Source organism: Chryseobacterium sp. MYb264 (genome assembly GCF_035974275.1).
Taxonomy (GTDB): domain Bacteria; phylum Bacteroidota; class Bacteroidia; order Flavobacteriales; family Weeksellaceae; genus Chryseobacterium.
The window spans coordinates 2,160,470-2,178,294 of the sequence record NZ_CP142422.1; the positions used below are offsets into that span (position 1 = coordinate 2,160,470).

Annotated in this window: 16 protein-coding genes; 3 read left to right on the forward strand and 13 right to left on the reverse strand. The window is 35.4% G+C overall.

Going from position 1 to position 17,825, the window contains the following annotated elements:
• Positions 1 to 351: 351 nt before the first annotated feature.
• Positions 352 to 750: an immunity 22 family protein gene (locus VUJ46_RS09125; protein WP_326984671.1), complete on the forward strand. Its 399-nt coding sequence runs from the start codon at positions 352 to 354 to the stop codon at positions 748 to 750.
• The gene (locus tag VUJ46_RS09130) at positions 750 to 1,490 is read left to right on the forward strand and encodes a protein phosphatase 2C domain-containing protein (protein ID WP_326984672.1); all 741 of its coding nucleotides are present in this window, start codon (positions 750 to 752) and stop codon (positions 1,488 to 1,490) included. The genes VUJ46_RS09125 and VUJ46_RS09130 overlap by 1 nt, the downstream gene beginning before the upstream one ends.
• A 61-nt stretch (positions 1,491 to 1,551) precedes the next feature.
• Here VUJ46_RS09130 and VUJ46_RS09135 read toward each other — a convergent pair whose 3' ends face one another.
• Complete coding sequence (locus VUJ46_RS09135) at positions 1,552 to 2,001, reverse strand: DUF4822 domain-containing protein (protein ID WP_326984673.1); 450 nt, start codon at positions 1,999 to 2,001, stop codon at positions 1,552 to 1,554.
• Positions 2,002 to 2,244: 243 nt separating this feature from the next.
• On the opposite strand from VUJ46_RS09135, the gene VUJ46_RS09140 reads away from it, so the two are divergent.
• The gene (locus VUJ46_RS09140; RefSeq protein WP_326984674.1) at positions 2,245 to 2,880 is read left to right on the forward strand and encodes a permease-like cell division protein FtsX; all 636 of its coding nucleotides are present in this window, start codon (positions 2,245 to 2,247) and stop codon (positions 2,878 to 2,880) included.
• A gap of 126 nt (positions 2,881 to 3,006) precedes the next feature.
• Here the strand turns inward: VUJ46_RS09140 and polA are convergent, their stop codons facing one another.
• The 12 genes from polA to VUJ46_RS09200 all read right to left on the reverse strand — a co-directional run bounded on the left by polA (position 3,007) and on the right by VUJ46_RS09200 (position 17,820).
• A complete protein-coding gene (gene polA / locus VUJ46_RS09145) occupies positions 3,007 to 5,853 on the reverse strand; it encodes a DNA polymerase I (RefSeq protein WP_326984675.1) in 2,847 nt (948 codons plus the stop codon).
• Positions 5,854 to 6,941: 1,088 nt separating this feature from the next.
• Complete coding sequence (locus tag VUJ46_RS09150) at positions 6,942 to 7,292, reverse strand: immunity 51 family protein (protein WP_326984676.1); 351 nt, start codon at positions 7,290 to 7,292, stop codon at positions 6,942 to 6,944.
• A gap of 98 nt (positions 7,293 to 7,390) precedes the next feature.
• Positions 7,391 to 7,804, reverse strand: a complete 414-nt coding sequence (locus VUJ46_RS09155; protein ID WP_326984677.1) for a hypothetical protein — start codon at positions 7,802 to 7,804, stop codon at positions 7,391 to 7,393.
• Positions 7,805 to 7,807: 3 nt separating this feature from the next.
• Positions 7,808 to 8,275 carry a DUF6630 family protein gene (locus tag VUJ46_RS09160; protein WP_326984678.1) on the reverse strand — a complete coding sequence of 156 codons (468 nt, stop codon included), beginning with the start codon at positions 8,273 to 8,275 and terminating at the stop codon, positions 7,808 to 7,810.
• 9 nt (positions 8,276 to 8,284) lie between these two features.
• The gene (locus VUJ46_RS09165; RefSeq protein WP_326984679.1) at positions 8,285 to 9,073 is read right to left on the reverse strand and encodes a PoNe immunity protein domain-containing protein; all 789 of its coding nucleotides are present in this window, start codon (positions 9,071 to 9,073) and stop codon (positions 8,285 to 8,287) included.
• Positions 9,074 to 9,282: 209 nt separating this feature from the next.
• Positions 9,283 to 9,687, reverse strand: coding sequence for a type VI secretion system tube protein TssD (gene tssD / locus VUJ46_RS09170; RefSeq protein ID WP_326984680.1), 405 nt, complete (start codon positions 9,685 to 9,687; stop codon positions 9,283 to 9,285).
• Positions 9,688 to 10,062: 375 nt separating this feature from the next.
• Positions 10,063 to 10,410: a hypothetical protein gene (locus VUJ46_RS09175; protein ID WP_326984681.1), complete on the reverse strand. Its 348-nt coding sequence runs from the start codon at positions 10,408 to 10,410 to the stop codon at positions 10,063 to 10,065.
• A gap of 442 nt (positions 10,411 to 10,852) precedes the next feature.
• On the reverse strand, positions 10,853 to 11,710 hold the full coding sequence (locus VUJ46_RS09180; RefSeq protein WP_326984682.1) for a lytic transglycosylase domain-containing protein: 858 nt from the start codon (positions 11,708 to 11,710) through the stop codon (positions 10,853 to 10,855).
• Positions 11,711 to 11,769: 59 nt separating this feature from the next.
• Entirely contained in the window at positions 11,770 to 14,265 is a 2,496-nt protein-coding gene (locus VUJ46_RS09185; protein WP_326984683.1) for an ATP-dependent Clp protease ATP-binding subunit, read from the reverse strand.
• A gap of 307 nt (positions 14,266 to 14,572) precedes the next feature.
• Positions 14,573 to 15,778, reverse strand: a complete 1,206-nt coding sequence (locus VUJ46_RS09190) for a hypothetical protein (protein WP_326984684.1) — start codon at positions 15,776 to 15,778, stop codon at positions 14,573 to 14,575.
• 21 nt (positions 15,779 to 15,799) lie between these two features.
• A complete protein-coding gene (locus VUJ46_RS09195) occupies positions 15,800 to 16,357 on the reverse strand; it encodes a hypothetical protein (RefSeq protein WP_326984685.1) in 558 nt (185 codons plus the stop codon).
• A gap of 95 nt (positions 16,358 to 16,452) precedes the next feature.
• The gene (locus VUJ46_RS09200; protein ID WP_326984686.1) at positions 16,453 to 17,820 is read right to left on the reverse strand and encodes a hypothetical protein; all 1,368 of its coding nucleotides are present in this window, start codon (positions 17,818 to 17,820) and stop codon (positions 16,453 to 16,455) included.
• Positions 17,821 to 17,825 lie beyond the last annotated feature (5 nt).

Here is a 17,825-nt window from a genome sequence, read left to right on the forward strand (position 1 = left end):
TTACGGAAGAATAAAACTAATTATTGATCGAAAAATTATTTCCCGATGAGCGATAGAATGTTTTAACAATCGCTGAGAGTTTGTTTACCATTTTATCGAAATAGGTATTATAAGATTTTACTCTATCTTTGGTTTATTCTTAAGCTCGTCTACGTATATTTTTCAGTTCCTATTCTTGATTTGACCTGCTCAACCTTCAGATAGGAAGTTAAAAATCCACTCAAAATAGCATTACAATAATATCAATAAAATGTAAACAGGCTCTAAATATTCTACCAATATTTTTTAAATACCTACATTTGCCCTTTCAAGTTCTCTGTATAAATAGAGAAAAAAGACAATTACCCCAATATGAGAAGAGATACATTAGATTTTTGGATAGGAAATTTCAATAGTGAAGAAGATTTTTATGAGTTTGTAGAAGAAGATGAAAAATTTTATCTGGAAGAAGATTCTGATGATGTTTTCGTTTCCAAATTTGCAGAATCGCAAAACACGATCTGGTTTGATCAGGATTTAATAGAATATGGTTTTGAGGATGGAAATGTCGGCATTTATGAAAAATTTGCCAACTATTCTTTTGCGGAACAATGGCTTCCTATCCTTATCAACAGACTGAATGAGATCAACCCGGATTTCGATATCAATTCTTTAATTTTTGTAAGCGGAGGGCAGGTTCCCAAGCCGGTTTCCGTAGAAAATGATTTCTTCTCGCTGACTTATATTGGCGGGATTGAATATGAGTTTTAATGAATATATACTCCACAATACAAATTGGTGATTACCATACCAATCAATGCGAGGATGCTTTGATTATAAAAAACATCGGAAGCGACAGATTATTGATCGCGGTCATGGATGGTTGTACAACAGCCATGGAAAGCCACTTTGCCTCAACTTTGGTAAGTAAAATTCTCAGAAAAATTGCAACTGAATTGGGTTATAGAGAATTATACGAAAAATCTCTCGATCATTTGAATGCAGATTTTGAACTTCAGGAAATTCTAAAAAGTCTTTTTAAAGAACTTCTTTCTATAAAAAACCAACTTTTGCTTGATGAAAAAGAATTACTGACAACGCTGATTATTGTTCTTTATCATAAAAAAGAAAAACAGGGTATTGCACTTGCCGTTGGTGACGGACTTGTATGTATCAACGGAGAGTTATTTAATTTTAATCAAGACAACAAACCAGATTATTTAGGGTTTCATCTAAAAGAAGATTTTGACAGCTGGTACCAAAATCAGACTCAGAAAATATTTTTTAATACCATTAAAGATATTTCTATTGCAACAGATGGGATATTTACTTTTTCAAAAATGAAAAGTACAGATCATAAAGCCCAGATTGATCCTGTTGACTATTTATTGATGGATAAAATGGAGGACACTTCGGATGAAATGCTCAATCTGAGAATGAAAAAACTTGAAAATCAATATGGTTTAAAGCCTACCGATGATATTGCCATTATCAGGATAACAAACGAATAATGAATCAAAAACTTCCGCCATGAGCGGAAGTTTTCTTGTCAAAACCAATATGTTCCTTCAACTATAAAGGAATATGCTCTACAGTCAGTTTTTGCCCATTCACATTGATAGAATAGATAAAAAGCGACGGAGTTAATTTTATAATATCTACGACGTCTGTAGATCTGACTTTATCAGAATGATCTTCCTTTTTTTCAATCCAGATCCCCTTTTTGCCATCTTCGGTAATAGACCAATCCCCAATTGCTCTTACAGAACCGTCCAAGCTTCTGATGACATAGGTTCCATTAGATTTGTATTCAGTGGTACCCGATAATTTTTGGGGTTCGGATATGATATTATGCCCTTCCGGATCTAAGATCTTGGTTGTTTTCCATTTTTGGGATACTAATAGCCTGGAAGGGGTCAATTCTGATCTGTAAATTCTCTCAATTCCCAAACATGAAGCGATAATCAGCCCGATGGCTGAAAGCGAAAACACTAAAAAAAGTGTAAGTTTAATTATTCTCATCTTTGTTATTTTTGTGTTTTGTTTTACAAACTTAAGATTATTTTCTTAACCTCCAAATAACACCAACAAAATGAAAACCAAACTCTTGCTCTCGATTTAAATCTACAACCTTTAAATCAAAAATAATTTTTATTAAAACTAAACATTCCTTTTATAAAAGCATATTTTTTTTATTTTTCAATGAAAAATTTATCTGGAATAATTATTTTTATTTTTTTGAATTGAATTAATTTTACATAAAAAATGCAAAAACTTGCTTTATTCTTACTCTTATTTTCCAATTTACTGATCGCACAAAATGACGGTTGGAATAAAATTAAAGAAGATATCTATCAAAAAACAGTTAAAGAGAATTCTACAGAGACGATAAAAGATCCTGATATTGTTACATTTACCACCTTTGGTTTTGCAAAAGGCGAAACTATTCAGTTGGATCCGGCAAAGCAAATAACCTCTGTACAGACCAGTTTTGAGGATTTAAAAAGTTTCATTAAAAGCGATTTAGATCTTAAAAAAAATTCAAAATATCTCGTTAAAATTCAAATGAAAGAGCCTGAAAGTTATAAATACAATATCTTTCTTTTAGATAAAATAACGAAACAAGATAAAGAGAAACTGGAACATTATCTGAAGAAAAATTATGCTTTGACAAGCATCCAATATATTTCTAAAGAAGAAGCAAAAAATAATGCAAAAAAAGAATTAGGAGTTGAGGAAGGCGATCTATTTGAAGAAGATATTTTTCCTGCAAGTTTTCAGCTTTACTCTAAAAAACCTCTTCATTTAGAACCTGTAACAAAGCTTTTTCCAAAAATAGTTGAAGATACCATTGATAATAATCAATTACCGAATTTCATTGTTTTTGATGTAAAAACATAAAAAAACTCCCACTTTTCGTGGAAGTTTTTTCGTTATTGTGAATAAATTATTTCTACTGATTTGATAGGATTGACATCCTATCCTGATATAAGTCGCCACTTCGTGGCTCACTCAATTCATGTTATTTTAATGCGCCTCTAACCAGTTATCTCCTACTCCAACCTCAACTAAAAGAGGAACCTGTGTTTCCACTGCATTTTCCATTTCGGTTTTAATGATATTTTTTGCTACTTCCACCTCGTCAATCGGGGCTTCGAAAATTAATTCGTCATGCACCTGAAGTAACATTTTGGTCTGTAGCTTTTCTTTTTCCAGTTCGTTCTGAATTTTGATCATCGCCATTTTCACCACATCAGCAGCACTTCCCTGAACAGGAGCATTCACCGCATTTCTTTCCGCATGACCTCTCACTACGAAGTTTCCTGAATTAATATCTTTTAAATGACGTTTTCTGCCCAATAATGTCTCCACATACCCCTGCTGACGCGCTTTGTTTACCTGATCAGCCATGTATTCTTTCAGTTTAGGATAGGTTTCAAAATACGCTTCGATCATTTGCTTGGCTTCGGACCTTGATAATCCGGTTTGCTCTGCCAAGGCAAAAGCTCCCTGACCGTAAATAATTCCGAAGTTTACCGTTTTAGCCTGACTTCTCTGCGTTTTGGATACTTCCTCCAAAGGAATTTTAAACAGCTTGGCTGCGGTAGAAGCGTGAATATCTTCGCCTTGCTGGAAAGCTTTGATCATATTATCTTCACCGGAAATTTCAGCAATTAAACGAAGTTCGATCTGGGAATAATCGGCAGAAATAATTTTCTTTCCTTCCCCCGAAACAAAAGCCCCACGGATCTGCTGGCCTCTTAACGTACGGATCGGAATATTCTGTAAATTCGGGTTTACACTGGCCAGACGACCTGTTGCTGCCGTAGTTTGTGAGAAATTGGTGTGAACACGGTTGTCCGTTTTTTCAATCTGAGAAGGCAGTGCATCAACATAAGTAGATTTCAGCTTCTGATATGTTCTGTACTCCAGAATATGCTGGATAATCTCATGTTTCGAAGCTAATTTCTGAAGCACATCTTCTGAAGTCGCATACTGACCGGTTTTGGTTTTCTTCGCTTTCGGATCAAGCTGCATTTTATCAAATAAAATATCTCCCAGCTGCCTTGGCGAATTCATATTAAACTCTTCTCCTGAAAGTTCGAATATCTTTGATTCTAATTGTTTCAGATCATTTTCTAAATCTACACTTTCCTTCGCGAGCCATTTTTCGTCCAGAGAAATTCCGGCCAATTCCATTTTAGCTAAAACTTCCATCAACGGCATTTCTATATTGAAGAACAGGTCTTCTAACTTTTCCTTTTTTAACTGAGGCGCAAACAGCTCGTACAACTGAAAGGTTACGTCAGCATCTTCCGCCGCATAATCCGTCTGTGTTCTCAGGTCGGCATCTCTGAAGCTGCCCTGTTTTTTTCCTTTTTTACCGATAATAGTTTCGATAGAAACGGGTTTGTAGTTCAAATATACCTCTGAAAGATAATCCATCCCGTGTCTGCCATCCGGATTTAGAAGGTAATGGGCAATCATGGTATCGAACACGGCTCCTTTCACCGTGATCTGATATTTTTGAAGGACTTTATAATCGAATTTTAAATTGTGAGCGATCTTTAACAGGTCTTCCTTTTCAAAAAATGGTCTGAAGATTTCCAAAGTCTGTAAAACTTCTCCCTGATCTTCTGATAAAGGAATATAATAGGCCAATCCTTTTTTGTAGGAGAAGCTCATTCCCACTAATTCGGCTTCCAGTTCGTTTAAAGAAGTGGTTTCCGTATCGAAGCAAACTGCTTTTTGCTTTAATAAATTCTGAACCAAAATCTTCTGCGCTTTTGGATTATCCACAAACTGATACAAGTGATCGTTCTGCTCAATCGTTGATTTTGTGGAAGTTGCCTGCTCAAGCTCTTCATAGGTCGCAAAAAGATCCAGCTGACCGACGGCCTGCGCTACTTTCTGCTGTGGAGTTGTTTCTGTAACTACCACTTCAGTTTCCGCCGCTGCTGCTTTAGTTACAGCCGGAGCAAAGGCCCTGTAAAGATTTTCATATAATCTTGTAAATTCTATTTCATCAAACACTTTTTTAGCCTGCTCAAAATCGGGAGTTTCCAGATCGTACTGTTCCTGGTGGAATTCGATGGGCGCATCACAGATGATTGTGGCTAATTTTTTAGATAAAATTCCGCGTTCTGCAGAAGCTTCCACTTTTTCTTTAAGCTTTCCTTTTAATTTATCAGTATTCGCCAAAAGATTTTCAATGCTTCCGAATTCTTTCAGGAATTTCATGGCTGTTTTTTCACCAACCCCATCCAATCCCGGAATATTATCCACGGCATCACCCATCATCGCTAAATAATCGATAACCTGCTTCGGGTCTTCAATTTCATATTTAGCTTTCACTTCTTCTACTCCTAAAATCTCAATATCTCCACCTTTTAATCCCGGTTTGTACATTTTGATTTTATCGGTCACCAACTGGGCAAAATCCTTATCCGGAGTTACCATAAATGTGGTATAACCTTCTTTTTCAGCTTTGCAGGCAATGGTTCCGATCACGTCATCCGCTTCATATCCTTCCACTCCCAAATATGGAATATGCATTGCCTCCAGAATTCTGTGAATATATGGAACGGCAATTTTGATCGCCTCAGGGGTTTCACTTCGGTTTGCTTTATATTCAGCAAAATCTTCAGTCCTTACGCTCGCCTGCCCGACATCGAAAACAACAGCCAGATGCGTTGGTCTTTCTCTTCTGATCAATTCAATCAAAGAGTTGGTAAAACCAAATATCGCAGAAGTATCTATTCCTGTGCTCGTTATCCTCGGACTTCTGATCAATGCGTAATATCCTCTGAAAATCATCGCATAAGCATCGATGAGAAAAAGTCTTTTATCTTGTGTTGCCTCTATATTTTCCATAAGGAACAAATATAAGAATTCTTATCTCTTTCTTTCGTCTTGAAACAAAAGAAACAAAAATTCAAGACTTGGAAATAAATGCTAAAAATGAGATTTGATTCTCTAAAAATTCTAAACTTGTGCGAATTCATAATTTGTGCTTCGATTTAATATTTGTCACGCACTTCAAACACTAGAATTTTCTTAGCGTTCATAAAATTCATTTTTTTAACGCATTTATTTCCTAAGTCGATTTTGGGGTGCGGGAATTCCCCTCCTTTGGAGGAGGTGGTGTTATTTTCAACGTTTTACAATATCATTTTTTTGTCATTTCGTAGGAATTTAAGCGTATATTTTCCTCATATTATAAGCCTGAAATCCAACGAAATGACAAACTGTATATTTATTTCAAGTTTTGAAAGGAGGACCACAGCCCTAGCCCAGATAGAAACGGATACCCCGCAACGGAGTCGGAGAGTTTTTGGAGAGGAAGGGATTTTGGAGTTGGCAGGCGTGGAAAAGCGCTGGCGTGAGGAGTATGAGTGGATAGCTGGAAATAGCTTCTAAAAAAAAATTAGAATTAGCTACTGAAATTATACCATTTTATCTTTGAAATTTCCTTTAAATTATTCACCCCCTGCGGGGTTATAACGTCATTAAATACTTGCTCATCGGGCTTCACCCGACGCTACTGATAGGTAACCCCTTCAAGGTTTATTAAGGATCAGTTTCAAAACTTGGGGCGAAATTGTTTAGATGTTTTTTTTGCCACGAATGCACTAATATTTTTATTTCCCACAGATCGTACAGATTTTCACAGATGATATTGTTGATTTCCTTTGTTTAACCTTTGTGGTCTTTTATAAGTGGACCGGTTTGGTGAGACTTATATCATTTTATCTTTGAAATTTCCTTCACACTATTCACCCCCTGCGGGGTTATAACATCATTAAATACTTGCTCATCGGGTTTCACCCGACGCTACTGATAGGTAACCCCTTCAGGGTTTATCAAGGTAAATTTAAAAAAATTGTATTGATCTGATGTTAATCGAAATGACAAAAAAAAGACCTCAAATTGAGATCTTTTTGTATTTAAAAATATAATTTTTAATCTAATTCGGCTCTGGAAACCAGATCCTGAACAGCCAGTTCATCTTCGCAGGTATTTTTAAATTCCAACACAAATTCTTTCAGCTTTTCGGGGTTTGTGGAATAAGCGCAGAACATATCTGCTTCGGGATCGAATTTTATTTCATCAGCCATTTCGGGTTTCTTTTCCTGGACAAAAACTTTCGCAAGAGAGGCCCAATCATAGCCATTTCCTTCGAAGCCATCATCTTTTCTCCAATCGAAGATATCCGGTTTATAGCTTCCCGCATTGAGACAAACTGAAAAAGTTTTTTCTGAGGCCACCCAAAAGAAGGGTTTAATAGTTGTTTCAAAATTGTACGCTTCCATAAGATGTTTGTTTACATTTTGTTTTCACTACTAAAGATACTGAATTTCTCCTTTGGGCGATTTTTTATAACATTTATTAACTTTTCCAAGGATTAAGTCTAACTTCCCTGCTGTAAAAAATATAACGGAATATTGTGATAATTCGGATGATCGCCCATCCATAAATCTAAGCCTTCAAAAAAATGATGATCATCTTCCTTCAGCTTTTCCTGTACTGTATTATGAATTTTAAACAACAACTCGGCAACTGTAAAAAATTCGCCATTATCAGCTGTTAAAAGAAAATCGGGTTCAATGCTGTCTTCAATTTCGTTGTCCCAATATTCATACTGCACGACTACTTTATCCGTATTTAGAACAGCCTGATCAAAATCCACATCGAAAGTTTTGCCTTTGATTTTTTCGTTATATTCTTTTAATGCTAATCTGAAATCTTCAGTAACGGGAAATTTCTCTTCGCTGAAATTCCAGAGTACATCTTGTAAAATCTGTTTTGGGTATTGTTCCATCATCATTTAATATTTCTTTATTCCTGAATCCAGAGAAGTAATTGTATCAGCCAGATCAGAATCAGCCAAAATGGTAACATAGCTATCACTATTGATATCAATATCAAAAATGGAATACCCCTTACCTTCCAATATAGCATTAACTTTCACAAAAAAAAATTCCGGCTCCAAATCATAGAGATCTTCATCGTTTTCTATAACCACTGACGCACCGAGCTTAGCTGCTATCTCTTGAATTTCCTCTTTTGCTGTAGCATAATTTTCTTTCCAGTCGATTTCTAATGCATAACCTTTTTCAATAAGCAAATCGATCATCAGCAACCTTGTGATATCCTGATGCTCATCGGGCGTTCTGAAAAAGAAATCTTCGTATAGCGCAGGATCTGCATTAACTTCTGACAATTTCTTCACCATAGTTTCTTTATCATCTAAATCTCTTACCAGAATATTGATGATCTCTTTATAATTTTCCATAGTTTACTTTTATTTCCAGTGAACCCAATCGTAAGGATAATACTTCTGATTTTTCAGAGATGAATCTTCAGCATCTGCTATTTTTACAAAAGCTGCACTTTCGAAACTCCAATATCCGAAGAAGACCTCATTTTTGTTTTTATCATTATCAAACCAGTAGGTAGGTTTCATTTTTTTGTACCAGACATTATCCAGATAGTTTTTGAGATCTTCTGTGTTTTTTGTTTCGTAAAAAGTTTTCAAAAAACCAAACTCATCAGGATAAGTGAGTTCTGAAACCTTATTCCGATCCGAAAACTTAGACCAAATAATGAGATCATAAATACCGTCTTTATGTCGGCTTTCATCTAAAACTGTAATTATTTTTCTAAAATCTGAATCATCGATATCTAAAAGAACTGCCAGTGACAGCATCCACAGCATTAAAATATAATCATCAAACTGAATATTTTTCCCTTCGCTTTGCCAGCCTTCTTTTAAAGCATTAATGACTTCCTTAAAATTATTCTGAATTTCCTGAACAGAATGTCCGGCGGAATATTTAGCAATTACCGTATGAAGCCCTGTTGTAAAAATCTGTCTTTTCACAGCAGGAATTCTATCATTAGCTGTGGCTCCAGACTTTAATCCGTCTTCATAAAATTCGATATCTTCTTTGTTTAGTAAAATATAATTTTCAAAATACTCCTGATCTTTGAAACTTGTTCTCATACTTTTTACTACTCCGTCTATTTCTTGATGAGTGGAAGCGTCAATATCTGTTAATCTTTGATACAGTGGCTCATCACCTTTATCCATTAGATCTCTAATCTTTGGGATTAATGATTCTTAAACATCCAGTTATCTTTTTAACATTAAAAAGATGATACTAAACTAAGCATTTTAATCATGATTATTTTGGATATTAAACCTAAATTTAAGATAAGCGAATAAAAAAACAGAATAGTGATCTAAAAAGAGCACTATTCTGTTTACCAATTTTATTTTTACTAAGATGATTGTAGGTTTTAGTTACCCGGCCAGATACCTTCGTAAGCAGAATTACCATAATTGATTTTTTCTGCACTGATAACGAAGCTGATCAACATACTGTTTTCATCTACTGCGTCGAAGTCCACTTCGTGCTGGATCACATATCCGTTTTCCCAGTTCAGAGTAATCAAAGTTCCTTCTTCGTGAGATTTGTTGAATGTAATTTCACCTTGTGTAGGCTTGTATTTTCCGTTTAATAAACTTTCAAGGATATCTGATTTCTCAGTAGCTTCCACGGTAAGTTTGATGATTGCATTGGAAGGATCTGATGCTACACGCCCTGATACGTCTGTAGATCTTGAAACACTGTAGTTTAGCTTCAATAATTTTTGACCTTCTCCCCCGTTGAATTTTAAGATTCCTCTTGAATTTGCTGCCATTTTTTGTAAATTTTAAGCGTTAATATTTTGTGATTTGGTAATATTTATCCTTTGATTGTGAAACAAAGATAGGATGGATCATGTGATTTGAAAAACTTTTAAAAGCGAATTTTATTTTTTGTAGTAGTTCTACGATTTCGTGTAGTAATTCTACGACAACAGATCCGAAAAGAAAACAAAAACCTAACGATCAACACCTTAAACACAAATCGCCAAAGCATTTAACACCACTTCGGGAAATATCCGACCCCCCTAGCCTCAGCTTAAAATAAACAAAGCACATGGGAGATATGCACATTTTTTTCCTGTGTTATGCAATTGTATATTCTCAGTTAAAAAAAAACTGAACCCGAAATTAATCCCGAAACTTAGCTCCTATATCTCTATTAAATATTTAATAAAAGGATAAGGATTATCCAGCTGATAGAATATCATATTTAAGATCAGGAGGCCAACAAATGCCAGGTAAAAAAAGATCAATGCCACGACCACAAAAGATCTGAATCCGGTATCCTTTATTTTCCTCAGTGAGATATTAAGTAACACATAGGTTAACAGGGTAACCGTTCCGCTAAGAAGTCCGACCTGGGTCAAAATTTTCATTAGATTATCGAACTGAAATTCCTGAGAAAGGTGCAATATAAAATAACAGCCTGTTGCCAAAATGGTTGCCAGTACAAAAACGATAAAACCGGCTAAAATAATTTTACTATAATTTTTCATATTTTATTTTCAAAACGAAGAGCCTATCATACAATTTGCTGGAAACAAATGTGAGTTTATCCCTTTATGATGGGATACTGTTACAGCTCTCAATAGTTTATTTTTACTTCCGATAGACGGTTGGATCTCTCCGGATCTTCAGCTGCGTATTAGAGAAACCCTTCCCAACCTCATCATTTGGGATCATTGCAGCCGTACTGATAGACATCGAATTACAAGAGGTCATAGAGAAAAGCCCACTGACCATACAGAAAACGGTTTCTACCGATATTTATTATCTGATCTGTAGCGATAGGAATTCTTCTTCAGCCTTATTGAGTTGATTATTTGGATTTAACGAAACAAATAATATATTAATTTCCAAAAACATACGCTATCTCCGCCGTCACCCCCTGCCGGCATTTTCTTTTAGCCGGCAAAGGCATATTCTCTCAAATTCAGATTATTTAATTCCTTCTTTGACCGATCTCGAAAGAATCTTATTTTTCCTTAATAAAAAGTCGGGCATCAGGTCTGTTGGCAGATGCAATGTACTTTCTCCTTTGCTCTGGAGTTCTTCATTGATTCCTGGATTCCAGGAAAGTAATTTTTCAACTTCCACATCCAGTTCATCGGCGATAATACTCAGATTAAATCCTGCATTGATCTCCGTTTCTGAAAGACCTGCATTGCTTGTTTTCGCTCCCGGACCAGCTAAGAATAAAGTATTCATTCTCGATGAATTGTAATTACTGAGAACTGCTGGTAATTCTCCGGTTGCATAGCATGCATTGAGGTATTTCTTCACATGATTAATTGTTTCTGCCGGCAGATATTTAGAAAAAACATGATATTGAGAAGACCCTGCTGCAGCCATAGCTTTGGCGATATTTCCTTCTCCACAATTATAAGCTGCCACCACGGTCACCCAGTTGTTATATTTCCTGTAGAGATTCGTGAGGGAGACGACAGCCGTTTTAGTACTTTTATACAGGTCATTTCGGTTTTGCTCCGAAAGTCCGTACTGATTGGCATGAGAGGTCATAAACTGCCACACGCCCACCGCACCGGCTCCTGAAGTTATATTTCTGTTGAAATGAGATTCTATTAAAGCCAGATTTCTCAAATGCCTTGGTAAGCCTTTTTGAGCAAGAGAATATTCAATAAAATCTACAATTTCTTTATTGGCGTTAATGATCCTCTGATATTTTTTCACACTGTTTTCGGAAGTATCCGAAGCTGCAAGAAACTGCGCATTCATAAGAAATGAACACGAGAGTAGAACCAGCGTTAGTACAATATTTCTGAAATTTGGTATCATTGTTTTTATTTTTTAAGCGAATGAGCAAATCAAAATTTTCCCATTCGCTTTCTTTGCATTTACTCTACTTTCCAGCTCAGTTTTTCCTCTTCAGAATTCCAGTCTACATGAATTGTCTGTCCGGATTTTACTTCTTCTCTTACGATCATTTTTGAAATTGGTCTTGCCAATTGAGATCGTATTACTCCGGAAATCTGTCTCGCTCCATATTTGCTGCTGAATCCCCCTAATGCCAGGTTTTTTACCGCTTCATCGGAGATTTTTAAGCTCATTCCTAATCTCGTTAAAGAATTATGAAGTGATTTTAATTGAATATTAAAAATTCTCTCCGCAATAGATTCAGTGATTGGTGCAAAAGGAATAATTTCTGTGATTCTTGCCAAAAATTCCGGTCTGAAACGTCCTGAATTCGACATGATTTGCATTAAAGATTTCGATTCCGGAATTTTACCTTCTTCAAACTGCTTTACAATTTCCTCACTTCCGATATTTGAAGTAAATAAAATTAAAGCATTGCTAAAATCTCCTTCTTTTCCAAGCTTATCATGGACTTTTCCTTCGTCCATAATCTGTAAAAAGACATCAAAAACTGAGTGGTGAGCTTTTTCAATTTCATCAAATAAAACCACAGTGTAAGGCTGTTGACGGATTTTATTCACCAACATACCACCTTCCTCATAACCGACATATCCCGGAGGCGCACCATATAAAAGTGCCGCTGAATGTTCTTCTTTAAACTCAGACATATCAAAACGAACCATTGCTTTTTCATCGTTGAAAAGCAATTCTGCCATCGATTTTGCGAGCTCAGTTTTTCCTGTTCCTGTCGGACCAAGAAGGAAGAACGAACCAATTGGCTGACCTGGTTTGTTTAATCCGCTTCGGTTTTCAACAATAGCATCAGAAAGAATTTTTAAGGCATGATCCTGACCAACAACTCTGTTCATCAAAAGACCTTCCATGTTCAGTAACTTCTCTTTTTCCTGAGCCTGAATTTTCCCAATCGGAATGTTTGTTTTTGCCGCCATTACAGCCGCCAATTCCAAACGATCAACCTTTTCTCTCTTTACCGCTGCATGCTGTAAAAGTTCTGCGTAAGTATCTTCAATAATTTTCTGGATCGCATCAACAGGCATTGAATTGTCAATCTGCGGCTGCTCACTCAAAGAACCCCACAAAATCGGACTGATTTTATCTCTCAATAAATTATAATTCCAGATCAGCTCGTCTGCTTTATCTTTTTCATCTAAATATTCTTCAGTCTGCAACGCTTCGTAAGTTACTTTCCAGCTTTCCAGTTCTTTTTCTGAAAGCTCATCCAACATTTTGATGGCTGCCATCGTTCTGTCTAACAAATCAATAGCTGCATCCGGTAATTTTTTACCTTTCGCATATCTTTTGGCTAAACGGACACATTCCGGAAGTGCTGCTTTTTCAACCTCAATTCCGTGATGTTTTTTGTAACCGTCTAATAAAACGTCGATCATTTTCACACACGTTTTTTCATCCGGTTCGTTGACTGTTAAAACTTCAAAACGACGGTTGAAAGCTTGTTCCGGCTCGATAATTTTTCGGTATTCTTCCTGAGTGGTCGCTCCGATTACCGTGATTTCACCACGTGCCAATTCAGGTTTAAGCAAATTCGCAACATTTCCGATGCTTCCTTTTGGATCTAAAAGTGTGTGAATTTCATCAATGAAAAGAATTGCTTTTTCAATCTTTTTACATTCATTGATTACTTTTTTAAGACGGTCTTCAATTTCGCCTTTATAAGAAGTTCCGGCTAGTAAGGCTCCCGTGTCCAATTCCAACAATGTTCCATTTTTTAACATTTCAGGAACATTTCCTTTGGTAATTTCGATGGCAAAACCTTCCACCAAAGCCGTTTTTCCAACCCCAGGTTCTCCGATAATAATTACGTTCGGTTTACTTCTTCGGCAAAGAATTTCTACCAGCATTCTTAATTCTTTATCTCTTCCGATAATGTTTTCCAGATCACCTTTTCTTGCCTGAGCCGTTCTGTCTACACAATAATTTTTAATGGAAGGAAAAGAATTATCAGAATACTCTGAGCCGTTTGAAAAAATTGAAGAAAATTCTCCGTTATCCGAAATTTCGTACGGAGTATCTTTTCTATATAAATTGAAAATCTCATGCTCTCTAAGAGGTAAAGATTTAAGTTGTTGTAAAGAAAAAGCCACCTGCGGTTTTACAATGGCCGTTAAAACACAAATAGGAGTAATTTCGTCTAAACCTAATTTTAAACGAATATCATCCGCTTCTTCCATAAGTGTATCTACCACTTCATCTTCGCCTACTTCATCCGGAAGGTGCGTTGTTTTCGGGTAATCCTCAATTCGCACGTCTGCCCATTCATAAAAATATCCGGGATCTTTATCGATACTTTTTAAGAACTCATTAAGTCCGATATCTTTATGCATGAGCGCCCGTAAAATATGAGGCCCCCCATAAGTAGCATTGTAATTTTCCCTTGCAATCGACTGTGCGATATGAAATAATTGTTTTACCGTTTCGTTGGTTACCAGTACTCCCATTTATATTTTTCTTTTATTAATAAAGTGTTTTTGATGATTTGTTTTTTATTGTACAGCAAAAAACAGGCTAGTTTTTTTCAGCAATAAAATTTCTGCGTTTTTATACTTTTTTATAATTTAAAAATAATAATTCTTTGTTTATTTTTATATAATCATCTTTTATCTATCCCGCTTCCTCATTCATACTGTAAACATCTATTAAAGATGTCCTATTCGGTTTTCAGAGGTTTTATCAGATATTCAGTCTTGGAGGGTTACCCATTATCCATGTTTAGTGTTGTTATAATGAACCGTAAAGCATACGCTCCTAGTAGGAAAAATCCTTCGTCTCTATGGTCTTATTTCTACTGACAGTCTCTTTAATGGCTCTTCCCGATGAATCAAGTGTAAATAGTGTATGATTGATATCCGTTACTTCTTTACCTTGTTCTGTGGTGTCATTTTTACCCCGGTTGGCAAAACTATATTGAGTTTTGATTATGTCCACCTGTGCCGGTTGATATTTATACTTACTTTCAGAGGCGGATATTGGCCATCCAGACTGGTCATTAAATGTTTTCCACGCCAATTTTCTTTGTTCGTCAATGGTAAGGGGATTCCATTTTTTATTAATCAAAACGGAAGCATTCATTATATTATATTCATATTCTTTTTCTTCTGAAATAAGATTATTGCTATAGATATAAGTCTTTTTTGTAAAATGACTCATCAGCTTTTGTGCATCAGATTTGTCTGTTACTGCAGAATATCTGACTATTTCCCTGATATTTCCTTTGGTCTGATATCTGAATTCTTCAACCTCATTCTGATCTTCGGTATATTTCTTTTCTAACCAGCCGGCTGCGTTATAGGTGTAAGTAAAGATCTTTTGAATTCCATCGGTCTCTTCACGTTTTTTTATTATCTTTCCCGAAGAATCGTACTGGTAGTCGCTCTGTCTGTCTTTGGTCTTGCTTCGTACGACATTGCCCTGATCATCATATTTATTTTCCAACAGTATTTTCCCGTTATCTGTAATTTTCAGAAGCTGGGCAAATAGGTTGTACGTAAACAAGGTCGTATGCTTTCTCACCCCATCATCTTCAGGAAGTTCATATGTTATAGAGGTTATCAACCCTAGATTATTCGTTGTAAAAACTTTCGTAACATCTGCCTTTACTGTATGAGTGCTATTTTTAGAAAAAACATAATGTTCAGTCACTTTTTGCGGTAAAAAGTAGATGAAGTCATTCACTTTCACCAAATAATGAGCCATCTCTACCTCCGGAACATAGAACTCATATTGGGTTGATTTCAGGTCTACAGTAAATATTTCATTCCCTGAAGGGGTATAAAAAACCACTTGGTTGTTGATTTTTTCAAAAGCGGTTGTATTATTAGGAAATTTACGGATCGTGTCAAAATGAACAATGGGAATATTCGTTTCTGTGGTATACGCTTTTGACTGACATGAAATTACAATCACTCCAGGCATGAGAAGCAGATAAATGATATTTTTACATCTAATTACCATTAATAATTCTCTCTTTCTACTTTACAATTCTTTTACTTCACCCGTTTCTCCATTAATAACATAGGTTACCGGAACAAAGGCTGGCGGTTCTCCAATCCCGAATTCAGGATTTTTATTAGGTTTACCTTCTTGCATTGTTACAATATACTCATGCTTATTTTCATCAAAATTTACAGTAAAAGCATCAGTTCCATTTTCACTTAGCCTTCCTGCACCCGTAGAAATATTGATAAGCTTTTTTTTATCTAAAACCTTCAAAACATCTGATGGCTTAACTTTTCCAAATTTTTCATCTTCATTTTTCTTAGTCAGATTTCCTTTTTCATCGTAATATTCTGAAATCCCTACTTTAGTATACTGTCCAAAATGAGTTTCTTTCTTTTTAATAAAACCATCGGGATAAAATTCTTTATAAACCGTAAAAAATGACGGAGCAGGCTCTCTTTCATATTGTAAACCAACAGAATTTCCTTTTGGATTTTCCATCATATAAATTTCATTTCCATTGGATAATTTAAATAAAAAGTCTGAGTCTTTTTCAAATTTTACAGCAAGTTCTTTATCAATTTTTTCTCTCATATCTGATTTTTCATGATTGCTTTTTTTTCCCGGACTTTGGCCGTCACAGGAAAGAAATATTGAAAATAATATTACAAACAAATATCTCATAATGCTTAATTAATCTTAGTATTTAAAATTTTCCAGTGCCAATAATATGAACAAAACCGCTCGATACCTGCCAAATGGCTATAATCCATAATATTATTTGTTTTTTTTGCCTGATAGGTAAATTTTGCAGGCATTGTTCCCTGTGATATGCTTGCAAAAGTATGAGGGAGATTCATCGCGTGCATCGTCTCATGAGCAATGGTTGCCTTATTATGTGTTTTAAAATACACACCAAATTTAGAATTACCATAGGCAAAGCCGTTCCAATTGCCACTTTCTCCGATAAAATAAAGCCTGTAATGGTTGTCATATTTATTTCCGAATTGGCTTTTTACTTTATCTTCTAAATATTCACGCAGTCCATTACTTTTAGTTACAGTAAAAACGCCTCTCACATCCGTACAAAAATTACTTTTAAATTTATTAAAGAAAAAATTTCCTGTACAGTCTAAAATTTCTTCCGTCATAGAAACAGAAACCAAAGCCTGAGACATGCATTGAGAAAAAAAAGTTTTGCCTCCTGCTGCAGGTTTCCCAATAACAGGAGTAGCATTTGCATCTGTTTTTACTTTAACAATAACAACATCTATTTTTTTGACAACGCTGGAATCATTAGGGTGAATTCTTAATGCGCCACAGATCTCATCATCAGCTTTTACATAGAGAATCTGTTCTTTTGAAAAAGATTCTTTACATGTAATTTTCAGATAATTGTATTTATCATACTTTCCTTTTTTTACGTCTCCTATTTCCTTTACATTTAAACTAAGGTATTTTTCAGCATCTTTTTCTTTAAATTCAAATGTTAATTTCTTTGGTTTTTCCTGAATTTCAACCTTCAGCGTAAGTAATGCAGATTTACCTTTAAATAAAGTTAAAGTAGGAATTGGGTATAAGTACGGCTTTTTATTTACTTTTTTCCAAACCACTGAAAAGCTTTTATAACTTTTCAGTTTTTTATCATACATCCCTAATTCTTTTTTGAAGTATCCATCCGGATTATTGATATTATCTTTTGACCAACCATTGGTATTCTGAAAAGGTGTAACAAAAGTACTTTCCTCAAAATATCTTCCCATAATAGATCCAAACCATTCGTCACCCTTTTGCCCGGAATCTCCTTGACGAAGCCAATCAAAACCAAAATCTGGCGTGTTCATGTATTTGTCATGAGGTCTGAACTGAACTAAACATTTCGCTTTAATATCTCCTGCAGAAGGCTTAGATGGTGTACCATAACTCACACCTTTCGATGCTCCTTTTTCCGAAACCACTTCTGCAGAGCTATATACAATATCACTTTCAGAATAGATATTATAATCCTGCTGTACAGTTTCTAAAATTTTGCCTCTTACTATTCTTGTTCTGCTCATCCCTA

Bases quoted from the DNA above. Each gene is read 5' to 3' on its own strand.
- VUJ46_RS09125 (WP_326984671.1), top strand. From the start codon at position 352: ATGAGAAGAGATACATTAGATTTTTGGATAGGAAATTTCAATAGTGAA.
- VUJ46_RS09130 (WP_326984672.1), top strand. From the start codon at position 750: ATGAATATATACTCCACAATACAAATTGGTGATTACCATACCAATCAA.
- VUJ46_RS09135 (WP_326984673.1), bottom strand. From the start codon at position 2,001: ATGAGAATAATTAAACTTACACTTTTTTTAGTGTTTTCGCTTTCAGCC.
- VUJ46_RS09140 (WP_326984674.1), top strand. From the start codon at position 2,245: ATGCAAAAACTTGCTTTATTCTTACTCTTATTTTCCAATTTACTGATC.
- polA (WP_326984675.1), bottom strand. From the start codon at position 5,853: ATGGAAAATATAGAGGCAACACAAGATAAAAGACTTTTTCTCATCGAT.
- VUJ46_RS09150 (WP_326984676.1), bottom strand. From the start codon at position 7,292: ATGGAAGCGTACAATTTTGAAACAACTATTAAACCCTTCTTTTGGGTG.
- VUJ46_RS09155 (WP_326984677.1), bottom strand. From the start codon at position 7,804: ATGATGGAACAATACCCAAAACAGATTTTACAAGATGTACTCTGGAAT.
- VUJ46_RS09160 (WP_326984678.1), bottom strand. From the start codon at position 8,275: ATGGAAAATTATAAAGAGATCATCAATATTCTGGTAAGAGATTTAGAT.
- VUJ46_RS09165 (WP_326984679.1), bottom strand. From the start codon at position 9,073: ATGGATAAAGGTGATGAGCCACTGTATCAAAGATTAACAGATATTGAC.
- tssD (WP_326984680.1), bottom strand. From the start codon at position 9,687: ATGGCAGCAAATTCAAGAGGAATCTTAAAATTCAACGGGGGAGAAGGT.
- VUJ46_RS09175 (WP_326984681.1), bottom strand. From the start codon at position 10,410: ATGAAAAATTATAGTAAAATTATTTTAGCCGGTTTTATCGTTTTTGTA.
- VUJ46_RS09180 (WP_326984682.1), bottom strand. From the start codon at position 11,710: ATGATACCAAATTTCAGAAATATTGTACTAACGCTGGTTCTACTCTCG.
- VUJ46_RS09185 (WP_326984683.1), bottom strand. From the start codon at position 14,265: ATGGGAGTACTGGTAACCAACGAAACGGTAAAACAATTATTTCATATC.
- VUJ46_RS09190 (WP_326984684.1), bottom strand. From the start codon at position 15,778: ATGGTAATTAGATGTAAAAATATCATTTATCTGCTTCTCATGCCTGGA.
- VUJ46_RS09195 (WP_326984685.1), bottom strand. From the start codon at position 16,357: ATGAGAGAAAAAATTGATAAAGAACTTGCTGTAAAATTTGAAAAAGAC.
- VUJ46_RS09200 (WP_326984686.1), bottom strand. From the start codon at position 17,820: ATGAGCAGAACAAGAATAGTAAGAGGCAAAATTTTAGAAACTGTACAG.